28 protein-coding genes and 1 riboswitch are annotated in these 25,908 nt (G+C 70.0%); of the genes, 17 read left to right on the top strand and 11 right to left on the bottom strand.

What is annotated here, in order from left to right; all coding sequences use genetic code 11:
* Positions 1–29: 29 nt before the first annotated feature.
* Together ACP2AH_RS11500 and ACP2AH_RS11495 are read right to left on the bottom strand one after the other, a co-directional pair.
* Complete coding sequence (locus ACP2AH_RS11500; RefSeq protein ID WP_425105924.1) at positions 30–2,375, bottom strand: glucose/quinate/shikimate family membrane-bound PQQ-dependent dehydrogenase; 2,346 nt, start codon at positions 2,373–2,375, stop codon at positions 30–32.
* Between the two features lie 372 nt (positions 2,376–2,747).
* Positions 2,748–3,245, bottom strand: coding sequence for a ferritin-like domain-containing protein (locus tag ACP2AH_RS11495; RefSeq protein WP_425105923.1), 498 nt, complete (start codon positions 3,243–3,245; stop codon positions 2,748–2,750).
* A 169-nt stretch (positions 3,246–3,414) separates the two neighbouring features.
* Here ACP2AH_RS11495 and ACP2AH_RS11490 point away from each other — a divergent pair, with 169 nt between their 5' ends.
* Positions 3,415–3,816, top strand: coding sequence for a DUF2177 family protein (locus tag ACP2AH_RS11490; protein ID WP_425105922.1), 402 nt, complete (start codon positions 3,415–3,417; stop codon positions 3,814–3,816).
* Here the strand turns inward: ACP2AH_RS11490 and ACP2AH_RS11485 are convergent.
* The 4 genes from ACP2AH_RS11485 to ACP2AH_RS11470 are packed head-to-tail and all read right to left on the bottom strand — an operon-like array spanning position 3,806 to position 6,742.
* Positions 3,806–4,612 carry a DUF1295 domain-containing protein gene (locus ACP2AH_RS11485; RefSeq protein ID WP_425105921.1) on the bottom strand — a complete coding sequence of 269 codons (807 nt, stop codon included), beginning with the start codon at positions 4,610–4,612 and terminating at the stop codon, positions 3,806–3,808. The genes ACP2AH_RS11490 and ACP2AH_RS11485 overlap by 11 nt on opposite strands.
* The gene (locus tag ACP2AH_RS11480) at positions 4,609–5,490 is read right to left on the bottom strand and encodes an alpha/beta hydrolase (RefSeq protein ID WP_425105920.1); all 882 of its coding nucleotides are present in this window, start codon (positions 5,488–5,490) and stop codon (positions 4,609–4,611) included. The genes ACP2AH_RS11485 and ACP2AH_RS11480 overlap by 4 nt, the downstream gene beginning before the upstream one ends.
* Before the next feature lie 2 nt (positions 5,491–5,492).
* The gene (locus ACP2AH_RS11475; RefSeq protein WP_425105919.1) at positions 5,493–6,182 is read right to left on the bottom strand and encodes a ChrR family anti-sigma-E factor; all 690 of its coding nucleotides are present in this window, start codon (positions 6,180–6,182) and stop codon (positions 5,493–5,495) included.
* Positions 6,179–6,742: a sigma-70 family RNA polymerase sigma factor gene (locus ACP2AH_RS11470; protein ID WP_425106156.1), complete on the bottom strand. Its 564-nt coding sequence runs from the start codon at positions 6,740–6,742 to the stop codon at positions 6,179–6,181. Before ACP2AH_RS11470 ends, ACP2AH_RS11475 begins: the two co-directional genes overlap by 4 nt.
* Before the next feature lie 206 nt (positions 6,743–6,948).
* Here ACP2AH_RS11470 and ACP2AH_RS11465 point away from each other — a divergent pair, with 206 nt between their 5' ends.
* The 3 genes from ACP2AH_RS11465 to ACP2AH_RS11455 are packed head-to-tail and all read left to right on the top strand — an operon-like array spanning position 6,949 to position 10,343.
* Positions 6,949–8,295 (top strand): NAD(P)/FAD-dependent oxidoreductase, encoded by a 1,347-nt coding sequence (locus tag ACP2AH_RS11465; RefSeq protein ID WP_425105918.1) that lies wholly within the window; start codon positions 6,949–6,951, stop codon positions 8,293–8,295.
* Positions 8,295–9,077, top strand: a complete 783-nt coding sequence (locus tag ACP2AH_RS11460; protein WP_425105917.1) for a DUF1365 domain-containing protein — start codon at positions 8,295–8,297, stop codon at positions 9,075–9,077. Before ACP2AH_RS11465 ends, ACP2AH_RS11460 begins: the two co-directional genes overlap by 1 nt.
* Positions 9,078–9,089: 12 nt before the next feature.
* Positions 9,090–10,343 carry a class I SAM-dependent methyltransferase gene (locus ACP2AH_RS11455; protein ID WP_425105916.1) on the top strand — a complete coding sequence of 418 codons (1,254 nt, stop codon included), beginning with the start codon at positions 9,090–9,092 and terminating at the stop codon, positions 10,341–10,343.
* A 48-nt stretch (positions 10,344–10,391) separates the two neighbouring features.
* Here ACP2AH_RS11455 and ACP2AH_RS11450 read toward each other — a convergent pair whose 3' ends face one another.
* The 4 genes from ACP2AH_RS11450 to ACP2AH_RS11435 all read right to left on the bottom strand — a co-directional run bounded on the left by ACP2AH_RS11450 (position 10,392) and on the right by ACP2AH_RS11435 (position 13,144).
* Positions 10,392–10,934, bottom strand: a complete 543-nt coding sequence (locus tag ACP2AH_RS11450; protein ID WP_425105915.1) for a response regulator transcription factor — start codon at positions 10,932–10,934, stop codon at positions 10,392–10,394.
* Complete coding sequence (locus ACP2AH_RS11445; RefSeq protein ID WP_425105914.1) at positions 10,931–12,211, bottom strand: ATP-binding protein; 1,281 nt, start codon at positions 12,209–12,211, stop codon at positions 10,931–10,933. Before ACP2AH_RS11445 ends, ACP2AH_RS11450 begins: the two co-directional genes overlap by 4 nt.
* A 315-nt stretch (positions 12,212–12,526) precedes the next feature.
* On the bottom strand, positions 12,527–12,874 hold the full coding sequence (locus tag ACP2AH_RS11440; protein WP_425105913.1) for a hypothetical protein: 348 nt from the start codon (positions 12,872–12,874) through the stop codon (positions 12,527–12,529).
* Between the two features lie 15 nt (positions 12,875–12,889).
* Entirely contained in the window at positions 12,890–13,144 is a 255-nt protein-coding gene (locus ACP2AH_RS11435; protein ID WP_425105912.1) for a hypothetical protein, read from the bottom strand.
* A 136-nt stretch (positions 13,145–13,280) separates the two neighbouring features.
* Between ACP2AH_RS11435 and ccoN the strand changes: the two genes are divergently transcribed.
* The 10 genes from ccoN to ACP2AH_RS11385 are packed head-to-tail and all read left to right on the top strand — an operon-like array spanning position 13,281 to position 22,392.
* Positions 13,281–14,756: a cytochrome-c oxidase, cbb3-type subunit I gene (gene ccoN, locus ACP2AH_RS11430; protein WP_425105911.1), complete on the top strand. Its 1,476-nt coding sequence runs from the start codon at positions 13,281–13,283 to the stop codon at positions 14,754–14,756.
* Between the two features lie 11 nt (positions 14,757–14,767).
* On the top strand, positions 14,768–15,511 hold the full coding sequence (gene ccoO, locus ACP2AH_RS11425) for a cytochrome-c oxidase, cbb3-type subunit II (protein ID WP_425105910.1): 744 nt from the start codon (positions 14,768–14,770) through the stop codon (positions 15,509–15,511).
* Positions 15,508–15,675, top strand: coding sequence for a cbb3-type cytochrome c oxidase subunit 3 (locus tag ACP2AH_RS11420; protein WP_425105909.1), 168 nt, complete (start codon positions 15,508–15,510; stop codon positions 15,673–15,675). Before ccoO ends, ACP2AH_RS11420 begins: the two co-directional genes overlap by 4 nt.
* Positions 15,662–16,531: a cytochrome-c oxidase, cbb3-type subunit III gene (gene ccoP, locus ACP2AH_RS11415; protein WP_425105908.1), complete on the top strand. Its 870-nt coding sequence runs from the start codon at positions 15,662–15,664 to the stop codon at positions 16,529–16,531. The genes ACP2AH_RS11420 and ccoP overlap by 14 nt, the downstream gene beginning before the upstream one ends.
* On the top strand, positions 16,531–18,057 hold the full coding sequence (locus ACP2AH_RS11410; protein ID WP_425105907.1) for a 4Fe-4S dicluster domain-containing protein: 1,527 nt from the start codon (positions 16,531–16,533) through the stop codon (positions 18,055–18,057). The genes ccoP and ACP2AH_RS11410 overlap by 1 nt, the downstream gene beginning before the upstream one ends.
* Positions 18,054–18,530 carry a FixH family protein gene (locus ACP2AH_RS11405; RefSeq protein WP_425105906.1) on the top strand — a complete coding sequence of 159 codons (477 nt, stop codon included), beginning with the start codon at positions 18,054–18,056 and terminating at the stop codon, positions 18,528–18,530. Before ACP2AH_RS11410 ends, ACP2AH_RS11405 begins: the two co-directional genes overlap by 4 nt.
* On the top strand, positions 18,527–20,752 hold the full coding sequence (locus tag ACP2AH_RS11400) for a heavy metal translocating P-type ATPase (protein WP_425105905.1): 2,226 nt from the start codon (positions 18,527–18,529) through the stop codon (positions 20,750–20,752). Before ACP2AH_RS11405 ends, ACP2AH_RS11400 begins: the two co-directional genes overlap by 4 nt.
* On the top strand, positions 20,752–20,910 hold the full coding sequence (gene ccoS, locus ACP2AH_RS11395; RefSeq protein WP_018388272.1) for a cbb3-type cytochrome oxidase assembly protein CcoS: 159 nt from the start codon (positions 20,752–20,754) through the stop codon (positions 20,908–20,910). Before ACP2AH_RS11400 ends, ccoS begins: the two co-directional genes overlap by 1 nt.
* Positions 20,907–21,695, top strand: a complete 789-nt coding sequence (locus ACP2AH_RS11390) for a hypothetical protein (RefSeq protein ID WP_425105904.1) — start codon at positions 20,907–20,909, stop codon at positions 21,693–21,695. The genes ccoS and ACP2AH_RS11390 overlap by 4 nt, the downstream gene beginning before the upstream one ends.
* A 7-nt stretch (positions 21,696–21,702) precedes the next feature.
* Positions 21,703–22,392 carry a sulfite exporter TauE/SafE family protein gene (locus tag ACP2AH_RS11385; RefSeq protein ID WP_425105903.1) on the top strand — a complete coding sequence of 230 codons (690 nt, stop codon included), beginning with the start codon at positions 21,703–21,705 and terminating at the stop codon, positions 22,390–22,392.
* A gap of 48 nt (positions 22,393–22,440) precedes the next feature.
* Here ACP2AH_RS11385 and ACP2AH_RS11380 read toward each other — a convergent pair.
* Positions 22,441–23,210 (bottom strand): IS5 family transposase gene (locus ACP2AH_RS11380; protein WP_425104587.1). Its coding sequence is split into 2 segments (ribosomal slippage): positions 22,441–22,893 and positions 22,896–23,210, totalling 768 coding nucleotides; the frame shifts between segments, so codons are not numbered across the junction.
* Positions 23,211–23,463: 253 nt separating this feature from the next.
* Between ACP2AH_RS11380 and ACP2AH_RS11375 the strand changes: the two genes are divergently transcribed.
* The 3 genes from ACP2AH_RS11375 (at position 23,464) to ACP2AH_RS11365 (ending at position 25,878) form a co-directional block, all read left to right on the top strand.
* Positions 23,464–23,946, top strand: a complete 483-nt coding sequence (locus ACP2AH_RS11375; protein WP_425105902.1) for a hypothetical protein — start codon at positions 23,464–23,466, stop codon at positions 23,944–23,946.
* Positions 23,947–24,000: 54 nt separating this feature from the next.
* The gene (locus tag ACP2AH_RS11370) at positions 24,001–24,903 is read left to right on the top strand and encodes a Crp/Fnr family transcriptional regulator (protein ID WP_425105901.1); all 903 of its coding nucleotides are present in this window, start codon (positions 24,001–24,003) and stop codon (positions 24,901–24,903) included.
* A gap of 29 nt (positions 24,904–24,932) precedes the next feature.
* Positions 24,933–25,165: riboswitch (cobalamin riboswitch) on the top strand.
* Between the two features lie 35 nt (positions 25,166–25,200).
* Positions 25,201–25,878 (top strand): energy-coupling factor ABC transporter permease, encoded by a 678-nt coding sequence (locus ACP2AH_RS11365; protein ID WP_425105900.1) that lies wholly within the window; start codon positions 25,201–25,203, stop codon positions 25,876–25,878.
* The last annotated feature ends 30 nt before the right edge of the window (positions 25,879–25,908 follow it).

Below are 25,908 nucleotides of genomic sequence, written 5' to 3'. Positions count from 1 at the left end.
GCACCTCCGGCTTGATACCCCGGCCTCTTTTAGCGCGGCAGAGTATAGGCGATCACGTAATCGCCCGCCTTTGTCCCGATCGAGCCGTGGCCGCCCGCCACCTGCACGATGAACTGGCGCCCGCCCGCCTCATAGCTCATCGGCGTCGCCTGACCGCCGGCCGGCAGGCGCTGCTGCCAGAGCTGGGCGCCGGTGGTCACATCATAGGCGCGGATATAGTCGTCGATGCTGGCGGCGAGGAAGGCGACGCCGGAGGCGGTGAGCAGCGGCCCGCCAATGCCGGGGACGCCCATGGGGATCGGCGGCAGCGGCACGGGGGCGGCGTCGCGCACCGTGCCGTTCTTGTGCATCCAGATCTTGGCGCCGGTTCTGAGGTCGACGCCGGCGACATAGCCCCAGGGCGGCGCCTGGCAGGGCAGGCCGAGCGGCGAGACGAAGGGCCCCATGCGCACGCCATACTCCCCGCCGGCATTGACGTTCAGCCCCGCCTCGCCGGCATTCACCTGCTCATCGGCGGAAATCTCGTCGGAGGGCACGAGCTGGGAGGTGAAGGCGAGATAGGTCGGCATGCCGAACATCACTTGCCGTACCGGATCGACCGCGACCGAGCCCCAGTTGAAGGTGCCGAAATTGCCGGGGTAGACCAGCGTGCCCTCAAGCGTCGGCGGCGTGTAGCGGCCTTCATAGCGCAGCTGGCGGAACTTGATGCGGCAGACGAGCTGGTCGAGCAGGCTCGCGCCCCACATATCGGCCTCACGCAGCGGCTCGGGGGCAAAGCTCAGCGCCGAGACTGGCTGGGTCGGGGCGGTCCATTCGCCCTTGATCGCCCCGCCGGGTGCCGGCACCTCGCTCACGGGCACGATCGGCGTGCCGTTGCGCCGGTCGAGCACATAGATGTCGCCCTGCTTGGTCGGCTGAACCAGCGCCGGCGTGGTACCCTCGGCCGTGGCGAGGTCGATCAGCACCGGCTGCGCCGGCACATCCATGTCCCAGAGGTCGTGATGCACGGTCTGGAACACCCAGCGCACCGCGCCGCTGGCGATGTCGAGCGCGACGACGGAGGAGGAGAAGCGCTCCACCGCCGGGCTGCGATGCGCACCGAGCTGGTCGGGGGTCGCATTGCCAAGCGGAATATAGACGAGGCCGAGCGTGGGGTCGGCACTGAACACGGTCCAGCTATTGGGCGAGTTGGCGGTGTAGGTCTCGTCCGGCCCCAGAGGGGTGGTGCGCTCGGGATTGCCGGAATCCCACGCCCAGACCAGCGTGCCGCTCCGCGCGTCATAGGCGCGGATGACGCCGGAGGGAGATTCCACGTCGTAATTGTCGTTCACCGAGCCGCCGATGATCACGAGGTCGTTCACCACGGTCGGCGGCGAGGTGGAATAATAGAAGCCGCTCTTCTGGTTGGGCATGTTCGCCCACAGATTCACCGTGCCGTTGGCGCCGAAACCGGGGCAGGTCGCGCCGGTGAGCGCGTCGAGCGCGATCAGCCGCGCGTCGGAGGTGGGCAGGAACACGCGCGCGGTGCAGGCGGGGGCCCTCGCGAGATCGGCCTCGGCCACGGTGCTGTCGCGGTAATAGGAAAGCCCGCGACAGGTCTGGTGCTGACGATTGGGGTCGAGCCCGTCCTTCGCGTCGAAGCGCCAGCGTTCCGCGCCGGTCTCGGCGTCGAGGGCGATGGCGATATGGTGCGGGGTGCAGAGATAGAGCAGGTTGCCGATCTTCAGCGGCGTCACCTGATAGGTGGTCTCGTCGACATCGTCCGGGCCGCGCACATCGCCGGTGCGGTAGGTCCAGGCGACTTCCAGAGCCTCCACATTGGCCGGTGTCACCTCACCGAGCGGCGTGTAGCGCTGGCCGGCGAGGGTGCGGCCGTAATGGTGCCACTCGCCTGCAGGCACGTCGGCGTTCACGCTCGCTCCGGGCACCGGCGCGGCGGCCTGCGCCTGCCAGCGGCCCTCGATTATCTGCGGGTCGCGCAGCAGCGCCGCGCCGGCGACACCGACGCAGCCGATGACGACCAGCGCCAGCACGGTGCGGCCGGTATTCCACCCGCGCCGGCCCACGGCCCAGGGCGTGAGCAGCCACAGGCCGAGCAGGACGAGCAGCCCGCCGCGCGTTGCGAGCGGCCACCAGTCGAGCCCAACTTCCCAGAAAGCCCAGCCGAGCGTGGCCGCGAGCAAAAACGCGTAGACCAGCCGCGCGCTTGTCCGTTGCCGCCAGACCAGCACGGCGCAGAGGATCAGTCCGAGCCCGAGTGCGGCGTAGAATGGGCTGCCGCCGAGCGTCACGAGCCAGCCTCCGCCCCCGGCCAGAAACAGGCCGATCAGCCCCAGAAGGAGGGCGGTGACGAGGGAGGAGGAGGAAATGCGCATCGGCCAGCCTTCCGGGTCCGGGAGAGGGTGCGAGGCGCCCGACCCTGGACGGCGAGACCGACCCGAGCCGTCGCTCATCGCGACGGGGCCGCGCTGCCGGAGCGGCGCGGATGCCGGGCTAACGGGCGAGCGGGCGATGCGTTCCCGCCTGGGCTAGGCCGTCGGCCGCCGTCCGCTGGCTCAAGCGCGGCGATCCGGTTGAAGGCAGGCTGTGGCAGGCTCAGGCCGCTGCGCGGATTTTCGTCTTCCAGCACGAAGAAGCATGCTTTCCCGCCTCCCGGACAGGCGGGTAATTTGCCGGCAATAAATCATCCTGGCCGGCGCGGAGGTCACGAGGCGCCGGGCGAGCCGGCGCCTCCTGCCCGCGTCGCGTCACGCGGCCTTGAGGGCCTTCTGGTTGGCGACCTTGTCGGCCAGCTTGGTGAGGGCGTCGTCGGTCATCGACTCTTCCTTCAGCGTGGCGTCGAGCAGCGTCACCGCGTCCTTCATGCCGAGCACCTGCGCCCAGCGCTTCAGTGTGCCGTAGCGCGCGATCTCGTAATGCTCCACCGCCTGCGCGGCGGCGGCGAGGCCGGCGTCGAGCGCGGGCTGGCCCTTGAACTCGTCGAGGATTTCCTCGCCTTCCTCAAGAATGCCCTCGATGGCGGCGCAGGTCTTGCCCTGCGGACGCTTGCCGATCAGCTCGAACACCTGCTGCAGGCGCTCGATCTGGCCCTCGGTCTCGTCGCGGTGCTTCTCGAACGCCGCCTTCAGCTCCGGCGACTGCGCGCCGCGCGCCATTTTCGGCAGCGCCTTCAGAATCTTGCGCTCGGCGTAGTAAATGTCTTTCAGCGTCTCGTGAAACAGGGTTTCGAGGTTCTTTTCGGCCATGTCGGTCTCCGTCGCGTGATGTCCCCAAGCCTCGGGCCGACAACAAAGCCTGTCGTGCTTCGTTCCCTGCGGCCGGCGGGTCATTTTGCCGGCGGAAGGCCCGACTGATCCGCGCGGCGCGGCGCGCCGTACCCGCTGGCACATCCGTCACCGCTGCAGAGGCGCGCTCATGCCGTTCATCGTCGCTTATCTCTCGACAGGGCTGGTCTTCCTCGCCCTTGACGCGCTCTGGCTCGGCTTCATGGCGAGCCGCGTCTACCGGCCGCTGATCGGTGACCTGATGGCCGACCAGCCGAACTGGCCGCCGGCGGTGCTGTTCTATCTGCTCTATATCGCCGGCGTGGTGTTCTTCGCGGTGCAGCCGGCCCTGGCCTCCGGCCGCTGGACCACGGCGCTGATGCTCGGGGCCTTTCTCGGCCTGCTCGCTTACGGCACGTATGACCTCACCAACCACGCCACGCTGCGCAACTGGCCGGCGGCGATGACGGCGATCGATCTCGCCTGGGGCACGTTCGCCACCGCCGTGGCCGCCACCGCCGGCCTGCTGATCACCCGCGCCTTCACGGCCTAGGATCGCGCCGCGCCGGGCCGGGCCAGAAGGCGTTGACGCGCCGCTGATAGGCGCGGAACGCGTCGCCACGCGAGCGCAGCATGTGCGCCTCATTCGGTGGGATGCCGGAAGCGTAGACCAGCAGAACATACATCAGGGCGGGCGCGAGCAGCGCGGCGGCGCCCGGCAGATAGGCCAGCGAAAGGGCGATGGCGGGATAGGCGGTCCAGCCCAGCCATTCGAAGAAATAGTTCGGGTGGCGCGTCACCCCCCACAGCCCGGCATCGCACACACGCCCGCGATTGGCGGGATCGGCACGAAAGCGCGCCAGCTGGCGATCGGCGAGGGCGGCGCCGAGAAGCGCGCCGAGAAACAGCGCGATGCCGAGCCCGTCGCCCAGCCGCCAGAACGGTGCTGGATTGTGCGCCGCCGCGCCCACCGCCACCGCGAGCACCAGCCCGGCCAGCGCCTGCACCTGCAGGAACTGGAACAGACGGCGCGAGGCCGCCGCGCCCCATTGCCGGCGCAGATCAGCATAGCGCGGGTCGTCATGGCCGCGCAGGGTTCGCTGCAGGATATGCGTGCCGAGCCGGGCCGACCACAGCCCCACCATCCCCGCGACAAGCAGCTGGCGCGGCAGCCAGGGCTCGCCGCCGAGTGGCAGCAGCGCGGCGGCGACGCCGGCGACGCCTGACGCATAAGACCAGATCGTGTCCACCCAGCCATGATTGCCGCTGCGCTCCGCCGCCCACCAGGCCCCTGTCATGGCGAGGCTGAGGAACAGGGTGACGGCGGCAAGCGAGAGGATCAGGGTCACCGCGTCGCTCCTCGTGCTGGCAGGCGCGCAATAAAGCCGCTGACATCGCCGAGCACCGGGGCGATGAGGCGCAGCGGCGGCGCGAAGGCGCCGACGATCAGCCGGTGATCGAGGTTCTTGTAGCTTTTCAGTTCCACCGTGCCGCCTGCGGCGCGCAGGCGTTCGGCAAGCCGCGTGCTGTTGCCGGGATCGACTGTGGTGTCGCGGGCCCCGCTGGCGAGAAAGGCGGGCGGCGCCGCGCCGGTGACGAAGTTGATCGGCTGGCTGCGCCAGCGCTCCGCCTTCGGGCCGAAGATCGCCTTCAGCCTTTCGCTGCGCAGGGGCAGGAAATCATAGGGGCCGGCGAGGCCGACCAGCCCGGCCACGTCGCGCGCCGGGTCGAGCCCGACCGCCCCCAGCCATTGCGGATCGAAGGCCAGCAGCGCCGCGATTTGCGCGCCGGCGGAATGGCCCATCAGAACGAGGCGCCCCGGATCGCCGCCATACGCGGCCGCGTGGGCACTGGCCCAGCGCACGGCGCGCGCGCCGTCCTCGACAAAGGCGGGAAAGCGTACCTGCGGATAGACCCGGTAGTCGGGAATGACGACGACCATCCCCCGGCTCGCCAGCGCGGCGCCGACAAACCGGTACATGGCCCGTGCGCCCGAATCCCAGCTGCCGCCGTAGAAAAATACCACGACGGGAAGGCCCTGCCGCGCGCCGGCGGTCGGTGCGTAGACATCAAGCCGATGGCGGGGACCGACGGCATAGGCGAGGTCCGTACTCACCCGCGCCGCGTCCAGCCGTGACAGCGCATTGAGCAGGGCGATGGGGCTTTCGGCGGCGCGGGCGGGGGCCATCATCAGCAAGGCGAGGGCGAGCAGCAGCGCCGCGCGCATGCCTAGATCCGGACGAAAGGCTGCACCAGCCGGCCGAAGAAGCCGTTCAGCCGCATGCTGCCTTCCAGCGCCGCCAGGCAATAGCACTCGCCGTCGCGGTCGACGATCGGCTGGTGCTCGATCTCCTGGTCCATCTCGCTAAGATCGCCCGGCCCATAACGGCCGAAGCCATCGGAGAAGGAGCCGGAAATCACCTGGGTGAACTCGGTGCCGACATGGCCGTGCTCCGGCAGCTTGCGCCCCGGTCCGACGCGCAGCAGCGTCAGCCGCGCCTGTGGGTCTTCCGGCAGCCGCACCGTGCTGGCGCGCACGCCAAGGCCGATCCAGCGCCAGGGGCCGATTTCGCAGTCCTGCAGCGGCGCCGGCAGGGGAATGCCGCCCGGCAGCGTCGCCGGCGCACGGGGCGTGGCGCGTGCTTCCAGATGCGTCGGTGCGGCGGTTGCCGTCGGCGCGCCGGCGCCCTCCTCGCGGTCGATGGCGCGCAGGGCGGCGGCGAAGGCATCGGGCGCCATGGGGGCGGGCGTGGTCGCTTCCAGCAGCGCGCCGCCCACCGCCTCGAAGGCGGCGAGGCGCTCCCGGCAGCACGCACAGGTGGCGAGATGAACCGCGAGCACCCGCGCCGGCCCCGCCGGCAACTGACCGGCGGCGTAGCGCAGCAGCGATTCGTCGCTCGCGTGGTGGCGGATCGTCATGAGTGGCCTTCCAGAAGAACGCGCAGCCGCCCTAGAGCGAGGCGCACGCGGGATTTGACGGTGCCGAGCGGCAGCCCAAGTTCGCGAGCGATTTCCGAATGCGCCTTCTCGCTGAAGAAGGAGAGGCGCAGCACGGTCGCCTGCTCGTCGGAAAGTGTCTTCAGCGCTTCGCGCACCCGCGCCTCACGCTCCGCCGTCAGCAACAGGGTCTCGCCCGAGGGGGCGGTTTCAACTTCGACCGGTTCCTCTTCGCCCGCTGTCGCGGTGCGCAGCCGGCGCAAATGGTCGATCCGCAAATTGCGGGCGATGGTGAAGATCCAGGTCGCCGCCCCGGCGCGGGCGGGGTCGAAATAGGACGCCTTGCGCCAGACCGAGAGCATCACCTCCTGGGCGATCTCCTCCGCCGTGTTGGGCGGCAGGCCGGAGCGCCGCAGAAAGGCGTTCAGCCGCGGCGCGAAATAGCTGTAGAGGCGCGCATAGGCCTGCCGGTCGCGCTCGGTGGCGACCCGGCCGATCAGCCGCGCCAGCTCGTCGCCATCCGGCACGCCGTCATCCTTCATCAGCCGAGTCACCGCGGACCTCCGCCGAGGGGGGGAGGCTGCGCCGGGCTCCGTGGAGCGAAAATGGTCGAGCGAGGCATTCATGTTCCCTTCTACGCGCCGGCGCGGCGGCTGGATCATTCCGCCCGCGAGTGATCCACCGCCGAACCGCCCCCGTACACTAGACAACCTTCGTACGCCGCTCCACAGCCTCAGGTTTCCGCGCCATGAACATTCGTCAGGACTTCGCGCCCGGCTCGGCGCTGTCCGTCGCCGTCATCGGCGCCGGCATTTCCGGCCTGTCGGCGGCGTGGCTGCTGGGCAAGCGGCACGATGTCACCCTGTTCGAGGCCGAGGCCCGGCTCGGCGGCCATTCCAACACGGTGGAGGCGGCGGGCCTCGCGGTGGATACCGGCTTCATCGTCTATAACGAGCGAACCTATCCAAATCTCACCGCCCTGTTCGCCCATCTCGGCGTGGCGACGCAGGCCACCGACATGTCCTTCGCCGTGTCGCTGGACGGCGGGCGGCTGGAATATTCCGGCGCCAATCTGCGCGGCTTGTTCGCCCAGCCGCGCAATCTCGCCTCGCCCCGCTTCGCCTCCATGCTCGCCGATCTGCTGCGCTTCTACCGCAACGCGCCGCGCGATCTCGCCACTATGGGCGAGGAAAGCCTCGACGCCTATCTCGACGCCCACCGCTATGGCGCGGCGTTCCGCGACGACCATCTCTACCCGATGGCGGCGGCGATCTGGTCGACCCCGGCGGCCGAGGTCGGGCGCTATCCCGTAGCGGCCTTTGTCCGCTTCTGCGCCAATCACGGCCTGCTCCAGCTGGCCGACCGGCCGATCTGGCGCACCGTGGCTGGCGGCAGCCGGCGCTATGTCGCCCGCCTGCGCGCGGATTTCGGCGGCGCGGTGGTGACGGGCGGCCCGGTGCGGGCGGTGACGCGCGGCGCCACGGGGGTGAGCGTCACCGACGCCTCGGGCCAGGTGCGGCGCTTCGACCATGTGGTCATCGCCACCCATGCCGACCAGGCGCTGGCGCTGCTCGACGGGCCGACGGAGCGCGAGCGGGATGTGCTCGGCGCGTTCCATTACAGCCGCAACGAAGCCATCCTGCACGCCGATGCCAATCTGATGCCGCGCCGCCGGGCGGCATGGGCGGCGTGGAACTACCTCGCCGACCGCCGGGCCGACCCCAAGCTCTGCGTCACCTATTGGATGAACTGCCTGCAGAACCTGCCCGCCGACCGCCCGCTCTTCGTCACGCTCAACCCGGTGGAGCCGCCGGCCGAAGCCTTGGTCCACTACCGCGCCTCCTATGAGCACCCGTTGTTCGACACCGGGGCCATGGCGGCGCAGAAGCGCCTGTGGTCGCTGCAGGGCGAGGGCGGTGTATGGTATTGTGGGGCTTATTTCGGCGCGGGATTTCACGAGGACGGGTTGCAGGCGGGGCTGGCGGTGGCGGAAGCGCTGGGCGGGATACGGCGCCCCTGGACGGTGGCGGACGAATCCGGCCGCATCGCCCTTCCGCCCGGCTATGCACCGCCGACCCTGGCGGAGCTGGTGTGATGGACGGGGCCTCGGCGCTTTATGCCGGCGAGGTGATGCATGTGCGGCTGAAGCCGCGCCGGCACCGGCTGGCCTATCGCCTGTTCTCGCTGCTGCTCGATCTCGACGAGATCGACGGCCTCGATCGCCGGCTGCGCCTTTTCTCGCGCGGGCGTTTCAACCTGTTCAGCTTCCATGACCGCGACTATGCCGACCCCGCCGCCGGCCCGTTGAAGGCGCAGGTGGAGCGCCTGCTTATCGCGGCCGGGCTGGAGCCCGATGGCGGGCCGATCCGCCTGCTCACCTTGCCGCGCCTCGCCGGCTACGCCTTCAACCCGCTGAGCGTGTATTTCTGCCACCGCCGCGACGGCGCGCTGCTGGCGCTGCTCTATGAGGTCAACAACACCTTCGGCCAGCGTCATTCCTATCTCATCCCGGTCGGGCCGGGGGAGGGGACGCCGTTGCGGCAGAAGGCGGAGAAGCGCTTCTATGTCTCGCCCTTCATGGATATGGGCCTGACCTATGCCTTCCGTATCAACCCGCCGGGCGAGGATCTGCGCATCGCCATTCTCGCCAGCGACGCCGAAGGGCCGGTGCTGAGCGCGGTGCACAGCGCCACCCGCCGCCCGCTGAACGATGGCGAACTGCTGCGCGCGGCGCTGAGCTATCCGCTGCTGACGCTGAAGGTGATCGCCGGCATCCATTGGGAAGCGCTGTTCATCTGGGCCAAGGGAATCGGTCTGCGCCCGCGCCCCAAGGCGCCCGACGCGCCGGTCACCGTTTCGCCTGCGCACCGACACTGAGGAAAGAGCTGTATGCCGCGTGACGCCGACATCTTCGCCGATCCGTCCACCGAACTCTCCCACGCCTCCGAGACGCCGGCCGCACGGGCCGGCCGCACCGGCTGGCGCGAGGCGGCGCTGGCGCGTCTCATCGGCGAGCTTGCAATCGGCACGCTGACCGTGGTGACGCCGGAAGGGCGCCGGCTGGTGGGGCGTGGCGCCCGTCCGGGGCCGGAGGCGACGCTGGTGCTGCACCGCTGGCGGGCGGTGCGCCGGCTGGTGACGGGGGGCGACATCGCCTTTTCCGACGCCTTCATCGCCGGCGACTGGTCGAGCCCGGACCTGCCGGCGCTGATCGAACTCGCCGCCCATAATCTCCCCGTTCTCGCCGGGCGCATCGACGCGCTCGCCCCTGTGCGGCTGTGGAACCGGCTGCGCCATGGGCTGCGCCGCAATTCCCGCACCGGCAGCCGCCGCAACATCTCGTTCCATTACGATCTCGGCAATGAATTCTACCGGGAATGGCTCGATGCGGGCATGAGCTATTCCTCCGCCCTTCGCGTCGCCCCCGGCCAGACGCTGGAGGAGGCGCAGCAGCAGCGCCTCGCCCGCATCGTCGAGATGCTGGAGGTGCGGCCCGGCCAGAGCGTGCTGGAAATCGGCTGCGGCTGGGGGGCGCTGGCCGCCGCGCTGGCGCGCACGGGCGCGCGCGTCACCGGCATCACCCTGTCGCGCGAACAGCTCGCCTATGCGCAGGCGACGATTGCCGCCGACCCGGCACTCGACGGGCGCACCGATCTCAGGCTGCAGGACTACCGCGATGTGAGCGCGCGCTATGACCGCATCGTCTCCATCGAAATGCTGGAGGCGGTGGGCGAGGCGTACTGGCCGACCTATTTCGCCAAGCTGCGTTCCTGCCTGAATGAGGGCGGCACGGCGGTGCTGCAGGTCATCACCATCGCCGAGGACCGTTTCGAATCCTATCGCCGCAACACCGATTTCATCCAGCGCCACATTTTCCCCGGCGGCATGCTGCCGACCAAGGCGCATATCGCTGACGAGGCCGCGCGTGCCGGGCTGGAGCTGTTGGAAACCCAGTGCTTCGGCCTCGGCTATGCGCAGACGCTCGCCGAATGGCGCTCACGCTTCCTCGACGCCTGGCCGCGCATCGAGCCGCTGGGCTTCGACGAACCGTTCCGGCGGCTGTGGGACTATTACCTCGCCTATTGCGAAGGCGGCTTCCGCGCCGGCGCCATCGATGTCGGTCTGTACCGGCTGAAGGGCTGACGGACTACGACGCGCGCGGCGCCGCGCGGCCCGGCTCGGCCCGCGACCTCACCGCACCGGTCGCTTCTCCAGCTTGCGCGCCAGCGTGCGCCGGTGCATGCCGAGCCGCCGCGCGGTCTCGGAAATGTTGAAATCCGTCTCCACCAGCGTCTCGTGGATCCGTTCCCATTCGAGACTTTTCAGCGAGGTCGGGCGCCCGTCCAGCGGCACTGACACGTCGCCCTCGGTGCGCTCGAACGCCTTCTCGATGTCGTCGGCATTGGCGGGCTTGGGCAGATAGTGACAGGCGCCGAGCTTGATCGCCTCCACCGCCGTGGCGATGCTGGCGAAACCGGTGAGCACGACGATCCGCATGCCGGGGTCATGGGCGTGCAGCGCTTTCACGCAGTCCAGCCCGGATTCGCCGGCGAGCTTGAGATCGACCACGGCAAAAGCCGGCCGGGCCGCGATCAGCAGGGGCGCCATCTCGTCCAGCCCGGCGCAGCTCGCCACCTCATAGCCGCGCCGTTCGAAGGAGCGCTTGAGCGTGCGGGCGAAGGTGGCGTCATCCTCCACGATCAGCAGCGGCCGGGTGGGCCGCGCCGCGCTCATGGCCGGCCTCCCGAGAGCCCGGCCAGCGGCAGGGTCAGCCGCACCTGCGCGCCGCCGCCGCTGGGCGCGGCGATGTCCAGCGCGCCGCCCAGCCGGCGCAGCACATTGACGACGAGGAACAGGCCGAGTCCGGCGCCGGCCCGCCCCTTGGTCGAGCGGTAGGGCTTGCCGGGCGCCGCCGCGATATCGACGGGAAAGCCCGGGCCGCGATCGGTCACTTCGAGGCACAAGGTTTCGCCCTGCCGGCGCGCCACCACGCCCACCCAGCCGGGCGAGGCTTCCAGCGCATTGTCCAGCACATTGACGATCACCTGCTTCAGCGCGAGATCGGAAATGACAGGCTCGTCCGGGGCGAAGCCATTGTCATAGGCGAAGGCGGCCGGCGCGCGCAGCGCCTGCCAGTCCGCCACCGTCTCGTCGAGAAAGGCCCGCACGCCGGTGCGGATCGTGCCTTCGCCGCGCGCCTCGCCGGAGGAGAGCAGGATGCCGGTGACGATCGCCTTGCAGCGCGCGAGCTGCGCCTGCATGTCCGCGAGATCCTGCGCCAGCTCGCGGTCGCGCGCGAGCGCCGGCATCTTCTCCCAGTCATTGAGAATGACCGAAAGCGTGGAGAGCGGCGTGCCCAGCTCATGCGCCGCGCCGGAGGCGAGCAGGCCCATGCGCACCACATGCTCCTCCTCCGCTGATTGCTGCCGCAACTCGGCCAGCCTGGCGTCGCGGCGGCGCAGATTGGCGGTGATGCGGGTGATGAACGCCACCAGCAGGCAGGCGGAGAGCAGGAAGCAGATGAACATGCCCTGTATGTGCAGGTTCCAGAACCCACCCATATGGCTGTGCGGCATGTTGATGTCGCGGTGGAAGGCGGTGAGGCCGACGAAACAGGCGCTGGTGATCGCCACCAGCGTCCACACCGACCACGCCTCCAGCAGGATGGCGCCGAGAATGACCTGCAGCAGGAACAGCGAGATGAACGGGTTCAGCGCCCCGCCGCTGAGAGAGAGCTGCACGGTGAGCGCGCCGACATCGAGCAGCAGTTCGAGGAACAGTTCGGTATTGGTCACCCGGTCGCGGTGGCGGTAGCGCAGCAGGCTGACGAGATTGAGCCCGACGAGAAAGGCGACCACGGCCAGCATCTCCGCCAGCGGCAGGGCAATGCCGAGTTCGGCATGGACGTACCAGATGGTGGCAAGCTGCCCGATGGCCGCGATCCAGCGCAGCTGGATCAGCAGCAGCAGGTTCTTCCTGTCGCTGGCATCGCCGCTCGTGTCGGAAACCAATCCTCACGCCTCCTGCCGTGCCTGCGCCTTGCCGGTCCGCGGCACGCCCCGCCGCCGGCGCGCGACGCGGGCACAGAATTACCCTTCTGCGGCTTCTAGAGCGAGTGCGCCTTGAGGCCGATTGGGCATTCTGTCCAAGGGCGCAGGCGGCGGGTCACTGTTAAGTAGTTCTACGAAACCCATGGACGCGCCGGTCTCGATGGCGGCGCGGCAAAGACCTCGTGCGCTCAAACGGCGCAAGTCTGAGGAATGCGGATGTATTGCCTGTTCTCGGCGGACGCGGAAAACCTTCGCGGCACGCAAAACACACGCGCGTCACGCGACGGGGAAGCGGATCGACCTGTGCGTGTCGCCCCCGCTGCGGGCGGACACGCGCACCGCTGCCGCCTTCATCAGCCGATTTCCGGTGCGCGCCGGGCGGCCCTTGCGCGGCGTGCCCTCATCCTCGCTCATCAGCATGATGGCGAATCCCATCTGCACGCTGCCGAAGGTGATGCCGACGGCACAGGTGAGCACGGTCAGCGCGATGAGGCCGGAGGCGGACTGGCCGGCCAGCGTGCCGAGCCGGCCGATATCGAGCAGCACCAGCGCGCCGACGAACAGCGCGCCGAGGCCGACGCCGATCAGCGCGTGACGGAGCAGGAAGCGCACGAGCAGGGGCATGGGGTGTTTCCCCGTTCAGGAACGCGCCGGCCGGCGCATCAGCCCGATGGCTTCGGCCGTGCATATGCCGCCAGCATAGACCGCGAGCAGCGCGGTGAAAACCGCGAAGCCACGGTCTGCCGCCGCCGCGAATCCCGCCAGCGCGAGGAGGGCGAGCGCGCCATGGCCGAGACCGATCGCCCAGCCCACCGGCTCCCCGCGCGGACCCAGCGCGGCATAGGCGCCGGCGATGAGGGTGGCGGCCAGCAGGATGAAATGGCCATTCGTCATATCGGCTCTCCCGGAATACCTAGAAACGGCGCCATGATTTTCGATTATTTTTCGATTAGTCAATATTCATATTTAACAACTGCACAATTTTACTTGAAGAGATCAAATAATACCGGCCACGGGGCGCGTGTCTGACATGGATGCGGCTCTCATCTTTGCTCCGGTGGCCGGCACGCGCGCCATTCCCGGTTACAACGACGCCATCATCCGCCGCTTCACCGTGGCGACGGTGCTGTGGGCGCTGTTCGGCTTTTCCGCCGGGGTGATCGTGGCGGCGCAGCTCGCCAATCCCCAGCTCAATCTCGGGGAGTATTTCACCTTCGGACGGCTGCGCCCGGTGCATACGTCGGGCGTGGTCTTCGCCTTCGGCGGCAACGCGCTGATCGCCACCTCGCTCTATGTGGTGCAGCGCACCTGCCAGGTCGGGCTGTGGGGCGGGCCCCGCCTCGCCAATTTCCTGTTCTGGGGCTACCAGGCGTTCCTGGTCATCGCGCTGTCCGGCTATGTCCTGGGCATCACCCAGAGCCGGGAATATGCCGAGCCGGAATGGTATGCCGACCTCTGGCTGACCGTGGTGTGGCTCGCCTATCTCGCCATTTTCGTCGGCACGCTGATGCGCCGGCGCGAGCCGCACATCTATGTCGCCAACTGGTTCTTCCTTGCCTTCATCATCACCGTCGCGGTGCTGCACCTCGTCAACAATCTGGCGATGCCGGTGTCCTTCGTCGGCACCAAGAGCTATTCCGCCTTCTCAGGCGTGCAGGACGCGATGGTGCAGTGGTGGTACGGCCACAACATTGTCGGCTTCTTCCTCACCGCCGGCTTCATCGGCATCATGTATTACTTCGTGCCCAAGCAGGCGGAGCGGCCGATCTATTCCTACCGGCTGTCCATCGTGCATTTCTGGGCGCTCATCTTCCTCTATATCTGGGCCGGCCCGCATCACCTGCACTACACCTCGCTGCCGGACTGGACGCAGACGCTGGGCATGGCGTTCTCGATCATGCTGTGGATGCCGTCCTGGGGCGGCATGATCAACGGCATCATGACGCTCTCCGGCGCGTGGGGGAAACTGCGCACCGATCCGATCCTGCGCTTCCTCGTCGTCGCCGTCGCCTTCTACGGCATGGCGACCTTCGAGGGGCCGCTGATGGCGCTGAAGTCGGTCAACTCGCTCAGCCACTACACCGACTGGACGGTGGGCCATGTCCATTCCGGCGCGCTGGGCTGGGTCGCCTTCATCTGTTTCGGCGCGCTGTACTACATGGTGCCGCGGCTGTGGCGGCGGCCGCTCTGGTCGCACCGGCTGGTGGAATGGCACTTCTGGATCGCCTCCATCGCCATCGTTCTCTACATCACCGCCATGTGGGTCGCCGGCATCGCCCAGGGGCTGATGTGGCGCGCCTATGACGCCTTCGGCTTCCTGCAGTATTCCTTCGCCGACAGCGTCGCCATGCTGCACCCCTATTATGTGATCCGCCTCATCGGCGGCGTGCTCTACCTCGCCGGCGGCGTGCTGATGGCGCTCAACTTCGCCATGACGCTGCGACAGCCCATCCGCCAGCCCGTCCCCGCCCGCGCGCCGCAGGCCGCGCCGGCGCCGGCGTCGTGAGGGAGGCGGACATGGCCATGAACGCTGAGAACCCCACCGGCCACGCCATCATCGAGCGCTCCACCACGCTGCTCTTCGTGCTGACCCTGCTCGTCGTGCTGATCGGCGGGTTGGTGGAGATCGTGCCGCTGTTCAAGCTGGAGACCACGGTGCAGCCCGTCCCCGGCATGCGGCCCTATTCGCCGCTCGAACAGATCGGCCGCAACGTCTACACGCGCGAGGGCTGCTACACCTGCCACAGCCAGCAGATCCGCCCGTTCCGCGACGAGGTGGAGCGCTACGGCCATTACTCGGTCGCCGCCGAGAGCATGTATGACCACCCCTTCCTCTGGGGTTCCAAGCGCACCGGGCCGGACCTCGCCCGCGTCGGCTCGAAATATTCCAACGCCTGGCACCTCGCCCATATGGTCGACCCGCGCAGCGTGGTGCCGGTGTCGATCATGCCGGCCTATGCCTTCCTGAAAGACCGCGACATCGATGTGGAGGGCTTCGGCGCGCATATGCGGGCGCTGCGCGCGGTCGGCGTGCCCTACACGCCGGAAATGATCGTCCGCGCCGCCGCCGATATACGCGCCCAGGCGAGCGGGGAGGAGGCGGAAGGGCTGCTTGCCCGCTACCCCAAGGCCCGGCTCGGCGATTTCGATGGTCAGCCCGGCCGCATCACCGAGATGGACGCGCTGATCGCCTATCTGCAGGTGCTTGGCACGCTGGCGGAATTCCCCGCCGGCACGGTGACGGGGAGCGGCCAGCCATGAGCGAGGCCCTTATCGTCTTCGCGCTGAAATACTGGCTGGTCGCCGCCTTCGCGCTGTTCGTCGCTTTGCTCTGGCAGGTGTTTCGCCCCGGCGCCCGCGCCGCGATGGACCGCCACGCCCGCATTCCCTTCGCTGGCGGGGAGGACACAGATGGCCGCACCTGAACGCGATTCCCTCACCGGCTACCAAACAACAGGCCATGAGTGGGACGGGATCAAGGAGCTGAACACCCCCATCCCCACCTGGTGGGTGACGGTGTTCCTCGGCTCCTGCCTCGTCGCGCTGCTCTACATGTGGCTGTACCCCTCCTTCGCGACCACGACCGGCATCTTCAAGGGCCGGCTGGGCTGGACCAGCCACGGCCAGCTGGCGGAAGAAATGGCGCAGGGCCGCGCGGCGCAGGCAGAGTGGCGCCGCCTGCTCACCGATACGCCGCTGGAACAGGTGGAGGCGAACGCCGATCTGCGCCGCTTCGCCATTGCCGGCGGGCGCGCCGCCTTCAACGAGAACTGCGCCCCCTGTCATGGCGTCGGCGCGGGCGGGCAGATCGGCCAGTTTCCGGCACTGGTGGACGATGACTGGCTGTGGGGCGGCACGCTGGCCGACATTCACCAGACCGTGCGCTACGGCATCCGCTCCGGCCATGACGAGACACGCCAGAGCCTGATGCCGGCCTTTGGCGAGATGCTCACCCCGGCGGAGATCGACGCCATCGCCGATTATGTGCTGGCGCTTGGAGACCCAGGCGCCGAGGCGCGCCGCGCCGCGCTGCCCGGCGCCACCCTGTTCCAGCAGAACTGCGCCGCCTGCCACGGGCTCAGGGGCGAGGGCAATCGCGACATGGGCGCCCCCCGGCTCAATGACGCGATCTGGCTCTATGGCGGCACCAAGGAGGCGATCCGCCACCAGATCGCCTCGCCGCGCATGGGCGTGATGCCGGCCTTCACCGGCAAGCTGGACGCGGAAACGCTGCGCATGCTGGCGCTCTATGTCCATTCGCTGGGGGGAGGGGAACGCTGATGCCGGCCACCGCTCTCCAGGGGCCCGCCCCCGCCCGCGCCATTGTCCGCCCGGACATTCCCCATGCCGTGCGCGGCCGCTTCCGCCGCATCAAGACCGCGCTCACCGTGGTCCTGCTCGGCTTCTTCTTCCTCACGCCCTGGCTGCGCTGGGAGCGCGGCGAGGGGCTGCCGGGGCAGGCGGTGCTGTTCGATCTGCCGGGGCGGCGGCTCATGGTGTTCGGCCTGGAATTCTGGCCGCAGGATTTGCCGATCGCGGTGGGGATGATGGTGTTCGGCGCCATGGCGCTGTTCTTCGCCACCACGCTGGCCGGGCGGGTCTGGTGCGGCTTCGCCTGCCCGCAGACCGTGTGGTCGGACCTGTTCTTCGCTGTCGACCGGCTGATCGTCCGCCTCGTCGGCAAGGGGGCGGCGGAGCGGTGGCTGCGCACCATGGCGTGGATTCTGATCGCGGTGGCGACCGGGGTCGGTTTCACCGCCTATTTCATCGACGCGCCCAGCTTGCCGGCGCTGCTGCTGGCCGGGCAGGCGCCCGCCATCGCCTATGCCACGGTGCTGGTTCTCACCGGCACCACCTGGCTGCTCGCCGCCTATGCGCGCGAACGGGTGTGCCTGCACATGTGCCCCTGGCCGCGCTTCCAGGCGGCGCTGCTCGACCGGCAGAGCCTCGTCGTCACCTATCAGCACGGGCGCGGCGAGCCGCGCGGGCGCCGGCGCATGCCGCTGCGCCCCGATCTCGCCGGGCCGGCGCCTGCGACGCCCGGCCTGATGGCGCTGTTGTGCCAGGCGACCGCTTTTTCCGCGACCGCCTTTTCCGCGACCGCCTTCTCCGCTTCCGATGCCGTTTCCGCGCCTGTCGCCGGGCTACGCGGCGACTGCATCGACTGCACGCGCTGCGTCACCGTCTGTCCCACCGGGGTCGACATAAGGCGCGGCCTGCAAATGGGCTGCATCGGCTGCGGGCTGTGCATCGACGCCTGCAACGAGGTGATGGTGAGGCTCGACCGGCCGGAAGGGCTGATCCGTTTCGATGGCGAGGTGGCCCCGGGGCTGCCCACCCGCGCGGCGCCGCGCGTGGATTGGCTGCGGCCCAAGGCGCTGGCCTTCGGCCTCGCCGCGCTGCTGGCGCTGGGCTTTTCCGGCTATGGCATGGCGACGCTGCCGCCGGTGAGCGCCCATGCCGAGCCGCAGCGCAACCCGCCCTTCGTCCAGCTCTCGGATGGCAGCGTGCGCAATGATTACGCGCTGCGCCTCGCCCATCGCCGCGCCGGGCTGGCGGAGGTGGCGCTACGGGTCGAAGGGCTGGAGGGTGCGCAGCTGCGGCTCGGCACACAGGAAGGCGCCCCCGCGCCCTTGTTGCATATCGCCATCGGCCCTGACCGCAGCCTCGACGAGCGCCTGCTGGTGCAACTGCCGCGCGCCGCCGTGCCGTCCGGGCGCCACGCCATCATTATCGTGCTGAGCGATCCCGCGAGTGGGGCCGAACTCGCCCGGCTGCCGAGCTATTTCTGGGGGCCGGAGCGGTGAGCCGCCCCGACACCTCGCCGAGCCCGCGCCGGGATTTGTGGATTCCGGCCGGCTTCGTGCTGTTCTTCGTGGCGCTGGCCGGGTTGCAGCTCTGGTTCGTGCTGCTGGCCAATCGCAGCTTTTCCGGTCTCGTCACCGATCCGCGCCCGGCCGCCGGCGTGCACGCGGCGGCGCGGGCGCCGGACTGGACGGCGCGGCTCGCCTTCGTGCCGAGCGAAGCCCTCGCCGGCACCCTCGCGGTGGAGATTGCCGGGGCGAACGGCGTGCCGATGACGCCGGACCGGCTGGCCGCCACCGCCGAGCGCGCCACGCGCTTTCCCCAGCTCCTGCCCATCGCCTTGCACGAGGTCGGGCCCGGCCGCTTCGAGGCGCCGCTGCGCCTGCCGCTGGCCGGCGATTGGGCGATCCGCCTTACCCTGACGCAGGCCGGCGCCACCTCCGAGCGCATCGAGACGCTGGAGGTGGCGCCGTGAGCCTCGCCTACGCCCCCGGTGCCGCGTTCGAGGCGGCGGCGGGCCCGCGCTCCGTCCACGGCTTCGTCGAGAGCGAAGGCATGACGCGGCGGCTGCATCTCCTGGTCGACGGCGCCCATTGTGCCGCCTGTATCGGCACGATCGAGAGCCGGCTAAGGGCGGACCCCTGCGTCACCGGCGCGCGTCTCAACCTCGCTTTGCGTCGCCTCAGCGTCGAATGGCAGGGCGACGCGCGGCATGCGGATGTGCTGGCGGGGGCGGTGGAGGCGCTGGGCTACCGGGTGGCGCCCTTCGATCCCACCCATCTCGCCCGGCTCGACGCCGATACGGGGCGCGAATGGTTGCGTGCCCTCGCCATCGCCGCCTTCGCCTCGTCGAATGTGATGATGCTCTCGCTCGCCGTCTGGGCCGGGCAGGCGCAGGACATGGCGCCGGGCACGCAGGCGCTGTTCCAGTGGCTCGCCGCCCTCGTCACCGTGCCGGCGGTGGCGGTCGCCGGGCGCCCGTTCTTCCGCTCGGCGCTGCGGGCGCTGCGGGCGGGGCACGGCAATATCGATGTTCCCATCGCCCTCAGCCTCCTCCTCACCGTCCTCATCAGCCTGATCGAACTCGCCCGCCAGGGCCGCGATGTCTATTTCGACAGCGCCACCGCGCTGCTCTTTGTGCTGCTTCTCGGCCGCACTCTCGATTTCCACGTCCGCGCCCGTTCCCGTGGCGCGGTGGAGCGGCTGCTGATGCTGAAAGCCGAGGGCGCTGCGGTGTGCGGGGACGACGGCACGGTCGAGGTGCTGCCGGCCTCCGCGATCCGCCCCGGCATGGTGGTGCTGGTGCGGGCGGGCGAGCGGCTGCCGGTGGACGGCACCGTGCTGGAAGGCGACACCGATCTCGATGTCGGCATCGTCACCGGCGAGAGCCAGCCGCGCCCGGTGGCGCCGGGGGCGCTGGTTCTGGCCGGCAGCGTCGCCCTCACCGCGCCGCTGCGCATCCGGGCCAGCGCCGCTGTCGCGGACAGCCATCTCGCCGATATCGTCCGGCTGGTCGAGCGGGCGGAGCGCACACGCGGCCCGGCCGTGGCGCTGGCCGACCGGGTGGCGCGCATCTGGACGCCGGTGATCCATGGTGTCGCGCTGGCGACGCTTGCCGTCTGGTGGCTGTTCACCGACGCCGGCGTGCCCGCCGCGCTGCTGCACGCGGTCAGCGTGCTCATCATCGCCTGCCCCTGCGCCATCGGCCTCGCCGTGCCGGCGGTGCAGGTGGTGGCGACCGGCGCCCTGCTGAAGCGCGGAATCCTGCTGCGCGCGGGGGATGCGCTGGAGCGGCTCGCCCGCATCGACCAGGTCGCCTTCGACAAGACCGGCACGCTGACCTCCGGCGCGCCAGGCGTCACAAGCTGGCCGGACGACGCGGAGGCGATCCGCCTCGCCGCCGGGCTGGCGACGGCGAGCCGGCATCCGGTGGCGCGTGCGCTGCACGCGGGCCATCCGCTGGCGCGCCCGCTCGCGGGCGTGGAGGAGATTCCAGGCGAGGGTCTGCGGGCGCCGTGCGCGGGCGGCGAGATCCGTCTCGGCCGTGCCGCCTTTTGCGGCGTCGTCCCGATGGACGCGGCACCCGGCGAGACGGCGGGCGGTGAGGTCTGGCTCACGCGCCCCCTTCACGCGCCGGCGCGCTTCCTCATCGAGGATACCCCCCGCCCGGAGGCGGCGCGGGTGGTGGCGGCCTTCGCCGCCGCCGGCGTGCCGGCCACCTTGCTCTCCGGCGATCGCCCCGGCGCCGTGGCCCGTCTCGCCGGGGCAGTCGGCATCGGTGACTGGCAGGCCGATCTGCGCCCCGGCGACAAGCTGGCGCGGCTGGAGGCGTTGCGGGCACAGGGACGCCGCGTGCTGATGGCCGGCGACGGGCTGAACGACGCCCCGGCGCTGGCCGGCGCCTTCGTCTCCGCCAGCTTCGCCCATGGCGCCCCCGCCAGCCAGAGCGCCGCCGATCTGGTGCTGCCCGCGGACGATCTCGCGGCGCTGCCGGTGGCCTGGCGGGTGGCGCGGCGCGCCCGGCGCCTCATCGTTCAGAACCTCATCCTCGCCGCGCTCTACAACATGGCGCTGATCCCCGTCGCGGTGCTGGGGCTGGTGACGCCGCTCGGCGCCGCCATCGCCATGGCGGCGAGTTCGCTCACCGTCACGCTCAACGCGCTGCGGGCCGGCGCGCCCGCCGGGGAGCGAAGCTGATGGACGTGCTGCTGTTTCTCGTCCCCATCGCCCTCGCGCTCGGCACGCTCGGCCTCGCCGCGTTCTTCTGGACCCTGCGCGCCGGCCAGTATGACGATCTCGACGGCGCCGCCGCCCGTGTCCTGCTCGACGATGATTCCCCGGAGGCCGCTCCATGACCCGTCCCGTTCCGCCTGCTTGCCTGCGTGACGCCGCGCCGCTCCGTCCGGCGCCGATGCCGCACGCCGTGCCGTTTCTGCTCAACATGGCGCTCGCCGCCGCGCTGGGCGGCTTCCTCGGCGGCGGGGCCGGGGCACTGGCCGGGGCGGTGCTGCTGGCGCTGCTGGCGGCCTTCGTGCTGGCGCCGGCGCTGGCGCGACACGTGGCGCGACAACTGGCGCGACACATGCCGCCGCTCTCGGCACGGCTCGCCCGCGCCGCCGCGCCTCTGGGGGCGGTGCTGCGTCCGCTGCTCGGCCTCGTGCTGCTGCCGCCGGCCGCGCTGGTGACGATCGGCGCCAGCCTGCTGCTGCTGGTGTGGCAGCGCACGCTGGGGCGGCTGAACCCGCCGCAACTGTCGGTCATCGCGGCGCTGCAGCGGCGTATCGACGCCTTGCGGAAACTGCTCGGCGGGCTGCTGGCGGCGGACAATCTGCCGATGACGGCCGTCAATGCCCTGCTGCTCCTCGTGCTCGGCTGCGTCCTCGGCGGCATTCAGGTGGCTTTCTATGTCGCGCTCGCCGCCGTGCCCGTGCTGATCTGCGCGCTGATGATGCTGGCGGTGGAATCGAGCCGCGAACCCGAGGACGGGCCCGCCTCAGTGCCCGTGTCGGCACCTGTTTCCCCGCCATCCGTCGCCGCCCCTGCCCTCGCGGCGGTTTCCCCCGGGAGGGAAGCCGTCGGCGCGGAAACCCGGCCGACCAACGCCCCCGCCATGGAGCCCATCACGGCGGCGACGGGCTGAGGCGGCGATGGTCGATCTCAGCTTTCTCGGCGGCCTGCTGCTGGGCCTCGCTTCCAGCCTGCACTGTGCCGGCATGTGCGGGGGCATCGCCTCCGGCCTGCTGCTTGCCTTCGAGCCGGGGCGCGGCGTGGGCGCCCGCGCCCGCGTGTTGCTGGTCGCACAGGCCGGCCGCATCACCGCCTATGTCGCGGCCGGCGGGTTTCTCGGCGTGGTCGGCTCGGCCTTCTACGGTGCCTTCGACCACGGCGCCGCCCATCTCGTGCTGCGCTGGGCGGCATCGGTGGCGCTGGGCTGGATCGGCCTGTCACTGCTCGGCCTCGCCCCGCCGCTGACGGCGGTGGACCGGCTCGCCGCGCCGCTCGCCCGGTGGCTCCGGGGCGCGCCGGGGGCTGGCCCGGCGACGGCGCGTCCCTTTTTCTCCGGGCTCGCCTGGGGGCTGCTGCCCTGCGGCATGGTCTATGGCGCGCTGTTCTATGCCATGCTCGCCGGCAGCGGCGCGGGCGGGGCGCTGGTCATGGCCGGCTTCGGGCTGGGCACGCTGCCGGCCGTCACCGCCACCGCCTTCGGTGTCGCCAGCCTGCGCCAGAGCGCGCGGGCGCCGCGCCTGCGGGTGATGGCCGGCACCGGCCTTCTCATCCTCGCCACGGTCAGCGCGCTGCTGCCGGAGGCGGCGTGGCAGGCGCTGTGCCTGAGCTGACAGCCGGCCATAGGACGTCTTGTCCACTGTCGGCGCCATGGCCGGGTGCTAGGTGACCGACTCATAACTTCGCAGCCATATGCGGATTGAAGCGAGTTGGACTGACGCGAGAAAGTTGTCATCTCGCTTGTCGTAGCGGGTGGCGACGGCCCTGAAATGTTTGAGTTTGTTGAAGAACCGCTCGACGGCGTTGCGTTGGCGGTAGACCCAGGCGCTGAAGGCGAAGGTTTTGACCCTGTTGGGCATGGCGCGGACATTGGCCCATGCTCCGCGCCGGTTCATCTCTTTGCGCAAGGCGTCGCTGTCGTAAGCCCTATCGGCGAGAAGGATGTTTCCCGGCTCGAGCGTGCCCAGCATGTCGGCGGCCGAGCGCCCGTCGTGAGCCTGGCCTTCGGTCAGCTTGAGGCGGATCGGTCGGCCTTCAGCATCGACAAGGGCGTGGATCTTGGTGGTCAGGCCGCCACGCGAGCGACCCATGCAACGGGATCGCCCATCTTTTTTTGGCCGTTGGCGGCATGCTGGTGAACGCGGATCGACGAGGCGTCGATCATCTGGATATCGCCATCGTAAGCGGCTGAGACGGCTTGCAGAATGCGCGCCCAATGGCCCGCCTTGCGCCATCGGTTGAAGCGGTTGACGCACGTCGTATGCGGGCCATAGCGCGCCGGGATATCGGCCCAAGGCGCCCCAGTGCGCAGGCGCCAGAAAATGCCATTCAGAACGCGCCGGTCATCTACCCGCGCGACCCCACGCACCTTCGTCGGCAGAAGCGGCTCGATCACCGACCACTCGAAATCCGTCAGATCAAAGCGGGCCATCTCAACCTCCAAGGCTGAGATAAGTGAATCAGAACACCAGCCCGCAGGGAATCCCGTTTATGGGTATGTGACCTAGTGTGCGATCCGATCAGATTGAACCAATCTGATCAGTAAATCGCCCTCTAACTCTAAGATAGAGCACGCGTTATCCGATCAGCTTGCGATGCAAGCTGATCGGATAACGCGTGCTTTAGACTTCGCCGCGCGCGCCGGGCCTGTGCCGTCGCGCCTTCCTGCTCTCGTGTGGGCCGCCATGGCACAGCCGCTCTTCCGCCTCGACCGCCTGATCGCCGGCCTGCCCGCGCGGTCCTCGGTCACGCGCGGCGGCGGGATGGCGCTGCGGCTGCTGTGCGCGCTGGCGCTGATGCTGGCGCTCGCCCTGCACCGCCCGCCGGTGGCGAGCCCGGCCGGGCCGGGGATCGACCTCGCGCAGTACACCCTGCCCGATGGCACGGTGCCCGATCTCTGCCTCACCGGGACGGGCGAGGACGGCACGCCGCTCGCCGCCCTGCACCGCCCCAGCTGTGAGGCCTGCCGCCTCCACGCCATCGCCGCCCTGCCCGGGCCGGCGGAGGATCAGTTCGTCCGCGCTTTCTACCGGCGGCTGGTGCAGGCGATCGCGCCCGACCCCCGGCGCGGGACGCCGGCGCCGCTTTTCCGCCTCTCCTCGCGCGGGCCGCCGGCGCCCGGCCATGCCGCCCTGTTCGCGGCAGGCGGGCGCCTGCCAGTGCTGTAATGCTGCCGGAGCGGCCCGTCTGAGGGGCTGCCGGCGCCTTGCCGGATTGCCTCCATGTATATGAGCCCCCTTCCCGCCGACTCCCGGCCTCTCGGCCCGTTGCCGATCGATGCGTCGCCGCTCAGCCCCCTTCCAGCCGGAGAGCCGGCGGCGTTCGCTTTCGAGGCGCGGCTGCCATTGCCTGCCGGCCTGCTTGACCGCAGCCCCGCGCTTGCCCCCAGCCCCGCGCTTTGCTGGGCGACGGGCCTCACCGTCCGCCTTCCCGCCCCGGCGGCGGAGGCGGCCCCGCTCTACCGGGTCGGCAAGGGCTGCCTGGCGCTGATCCGCCGGCTCGACGCCGAGCGGCGGCAGATTCTCGACATTCTCGGTCCCGGCCGTCTTCTCGATGCGGCGATGCTCGCCCGGCTGGAGGGGACGGCGGTGACGCTGGCGCCCACGGAACTGGCGAAGGTGGAAGCGCCTGCCGAGCTGTGCCGCCGGCTGAGGGCGGAAAACCAGGAACTGCTGCTGGTGCGGGCGCTCGGCCATGTCACGCGGCTGGGCCGGCAGAGCGCCGGCGAGCGCGTGGCGGCGGCGCTGCTGGACCTCGCGGCCCAGTTCGCGCCAGCCGGCGCGGCGCGCGGGCCGGCGGTCGGGTTTCCCTTGCATCTCGGCCGGGGCGACCTTGCCGACTGGCTCGGCCTGACGCTGGAGACGGTGAGCCGCTGCATGAGCCGCCTGCGCGAAGAGGGGCTGATCAGCTTCGGCCGGGAAGGGTGGCTGGTGCTGGAAGACCCCGCCGCGCTTGCGCGCGTCGCGCTCGGCACGCGCAAGGTGGAAGCGCTCTATGCCACCAAGGGGCGCCCGGCCGACGCCCGCCCGCCGGGCCGCCGGGCCGCGCGGCAGGAAGCTCCCGCCAATGTCGCGGCTTCCACCAATGTCTCGGCTTGCGCCAACGCCGCGACTTGCGCGCCGTGAGCGCGGGCTGTTCTATGCGCGGGTCGATGCACCCATCGATTCCTCATGGTGTCCGCGAGGCGAACCCTCGCGGATGAAACGGGAACGGGGAAGGGCGTTGCGCCGCAAGGTGCCGCGCCCGAAGCCCCGACCGCCCCCGCGACTGTGAGCGGCGAGCGGCCTTCCATCGAGCCACTGGAACGCGCCTTCGGGCCTGTCCGGGAAGGCGGAAGGCATGCCGTGACCCGCGAGTCAGGAGACCGGCCAGGAGGATGGAGTCCATGCGCGCCGTCGGGTGAGACGGCACAGGAGAACATCATGCATATCGAACCCGGCCTCGTGGCCGAAGGAAAGATCTGGCTCAGCTATGTGACGGCGGCCGGCGTGGGCGCCTATACGCTGAAGCTCGCCGCCGAGGCGGTGGCCGAGCGCGGCCTCGTTTCGCTCGCTCTCCGCAGCCTCGCCACCACGGCGCTCGTCTTCTGCTTCTTCGAAGTGCTGCCGCACCATCCGGTGGGCGTGTCCGAGGTGCATCTCATCCTCGGCTCGACGCTTTTCCTTATTTTCGGCGTGGCGCCGGCGGCGATCGGGCTGGCGGCGGGGCTCGCCATACAGGGAGTCTTCTTCGCGCCGTTCGACCTGCCGCAATACGGCATGAACGTCACCACGCTGCTGGTCCCACTGTTCGCGCTGGCCTCACTGTCCACCCGACTGGTCGCCCCGAACACGCCCTATGTGGAGCTGAAGTACCGGCAGGCGCTGGCGCTCTCCACCACCTATCAGGCGGGAATCGTGGTCTGGGTGGCGTTCTGGGCCTTTTACGGCCACGGTTTCACGGTGGAAAACGCGTCGTCGATCGTCTCCTTCGGCGCGGCCTATATGCTTGTTATCATTGTGGAACCTCTGGTCGATCTCGCCGTTCTGGCCGCCGCCAAGGCGCTCAGCAGCCTGCGCGGCACGCCGCTTTTCGAGCGCCGGCTCTACGACGCGGCGTGACACTCCGTGCCGGGTGGCAACGCGCCGCCC

The sequence above is a fragment of the Ancylobacter sp. genome (assembly GCF_965249975.1).
Classification (GTDB): domain Bacteria; phylum Pseudomonadota; class Alphaproteobacteria; order Rhizobiales; family Xanthobacteraceae; genus Ancylobacter.
Note: the sequence above shows the minus strand (reverse complement) of the source record. Positions and strands in the feature narration are given on the sequence as shown.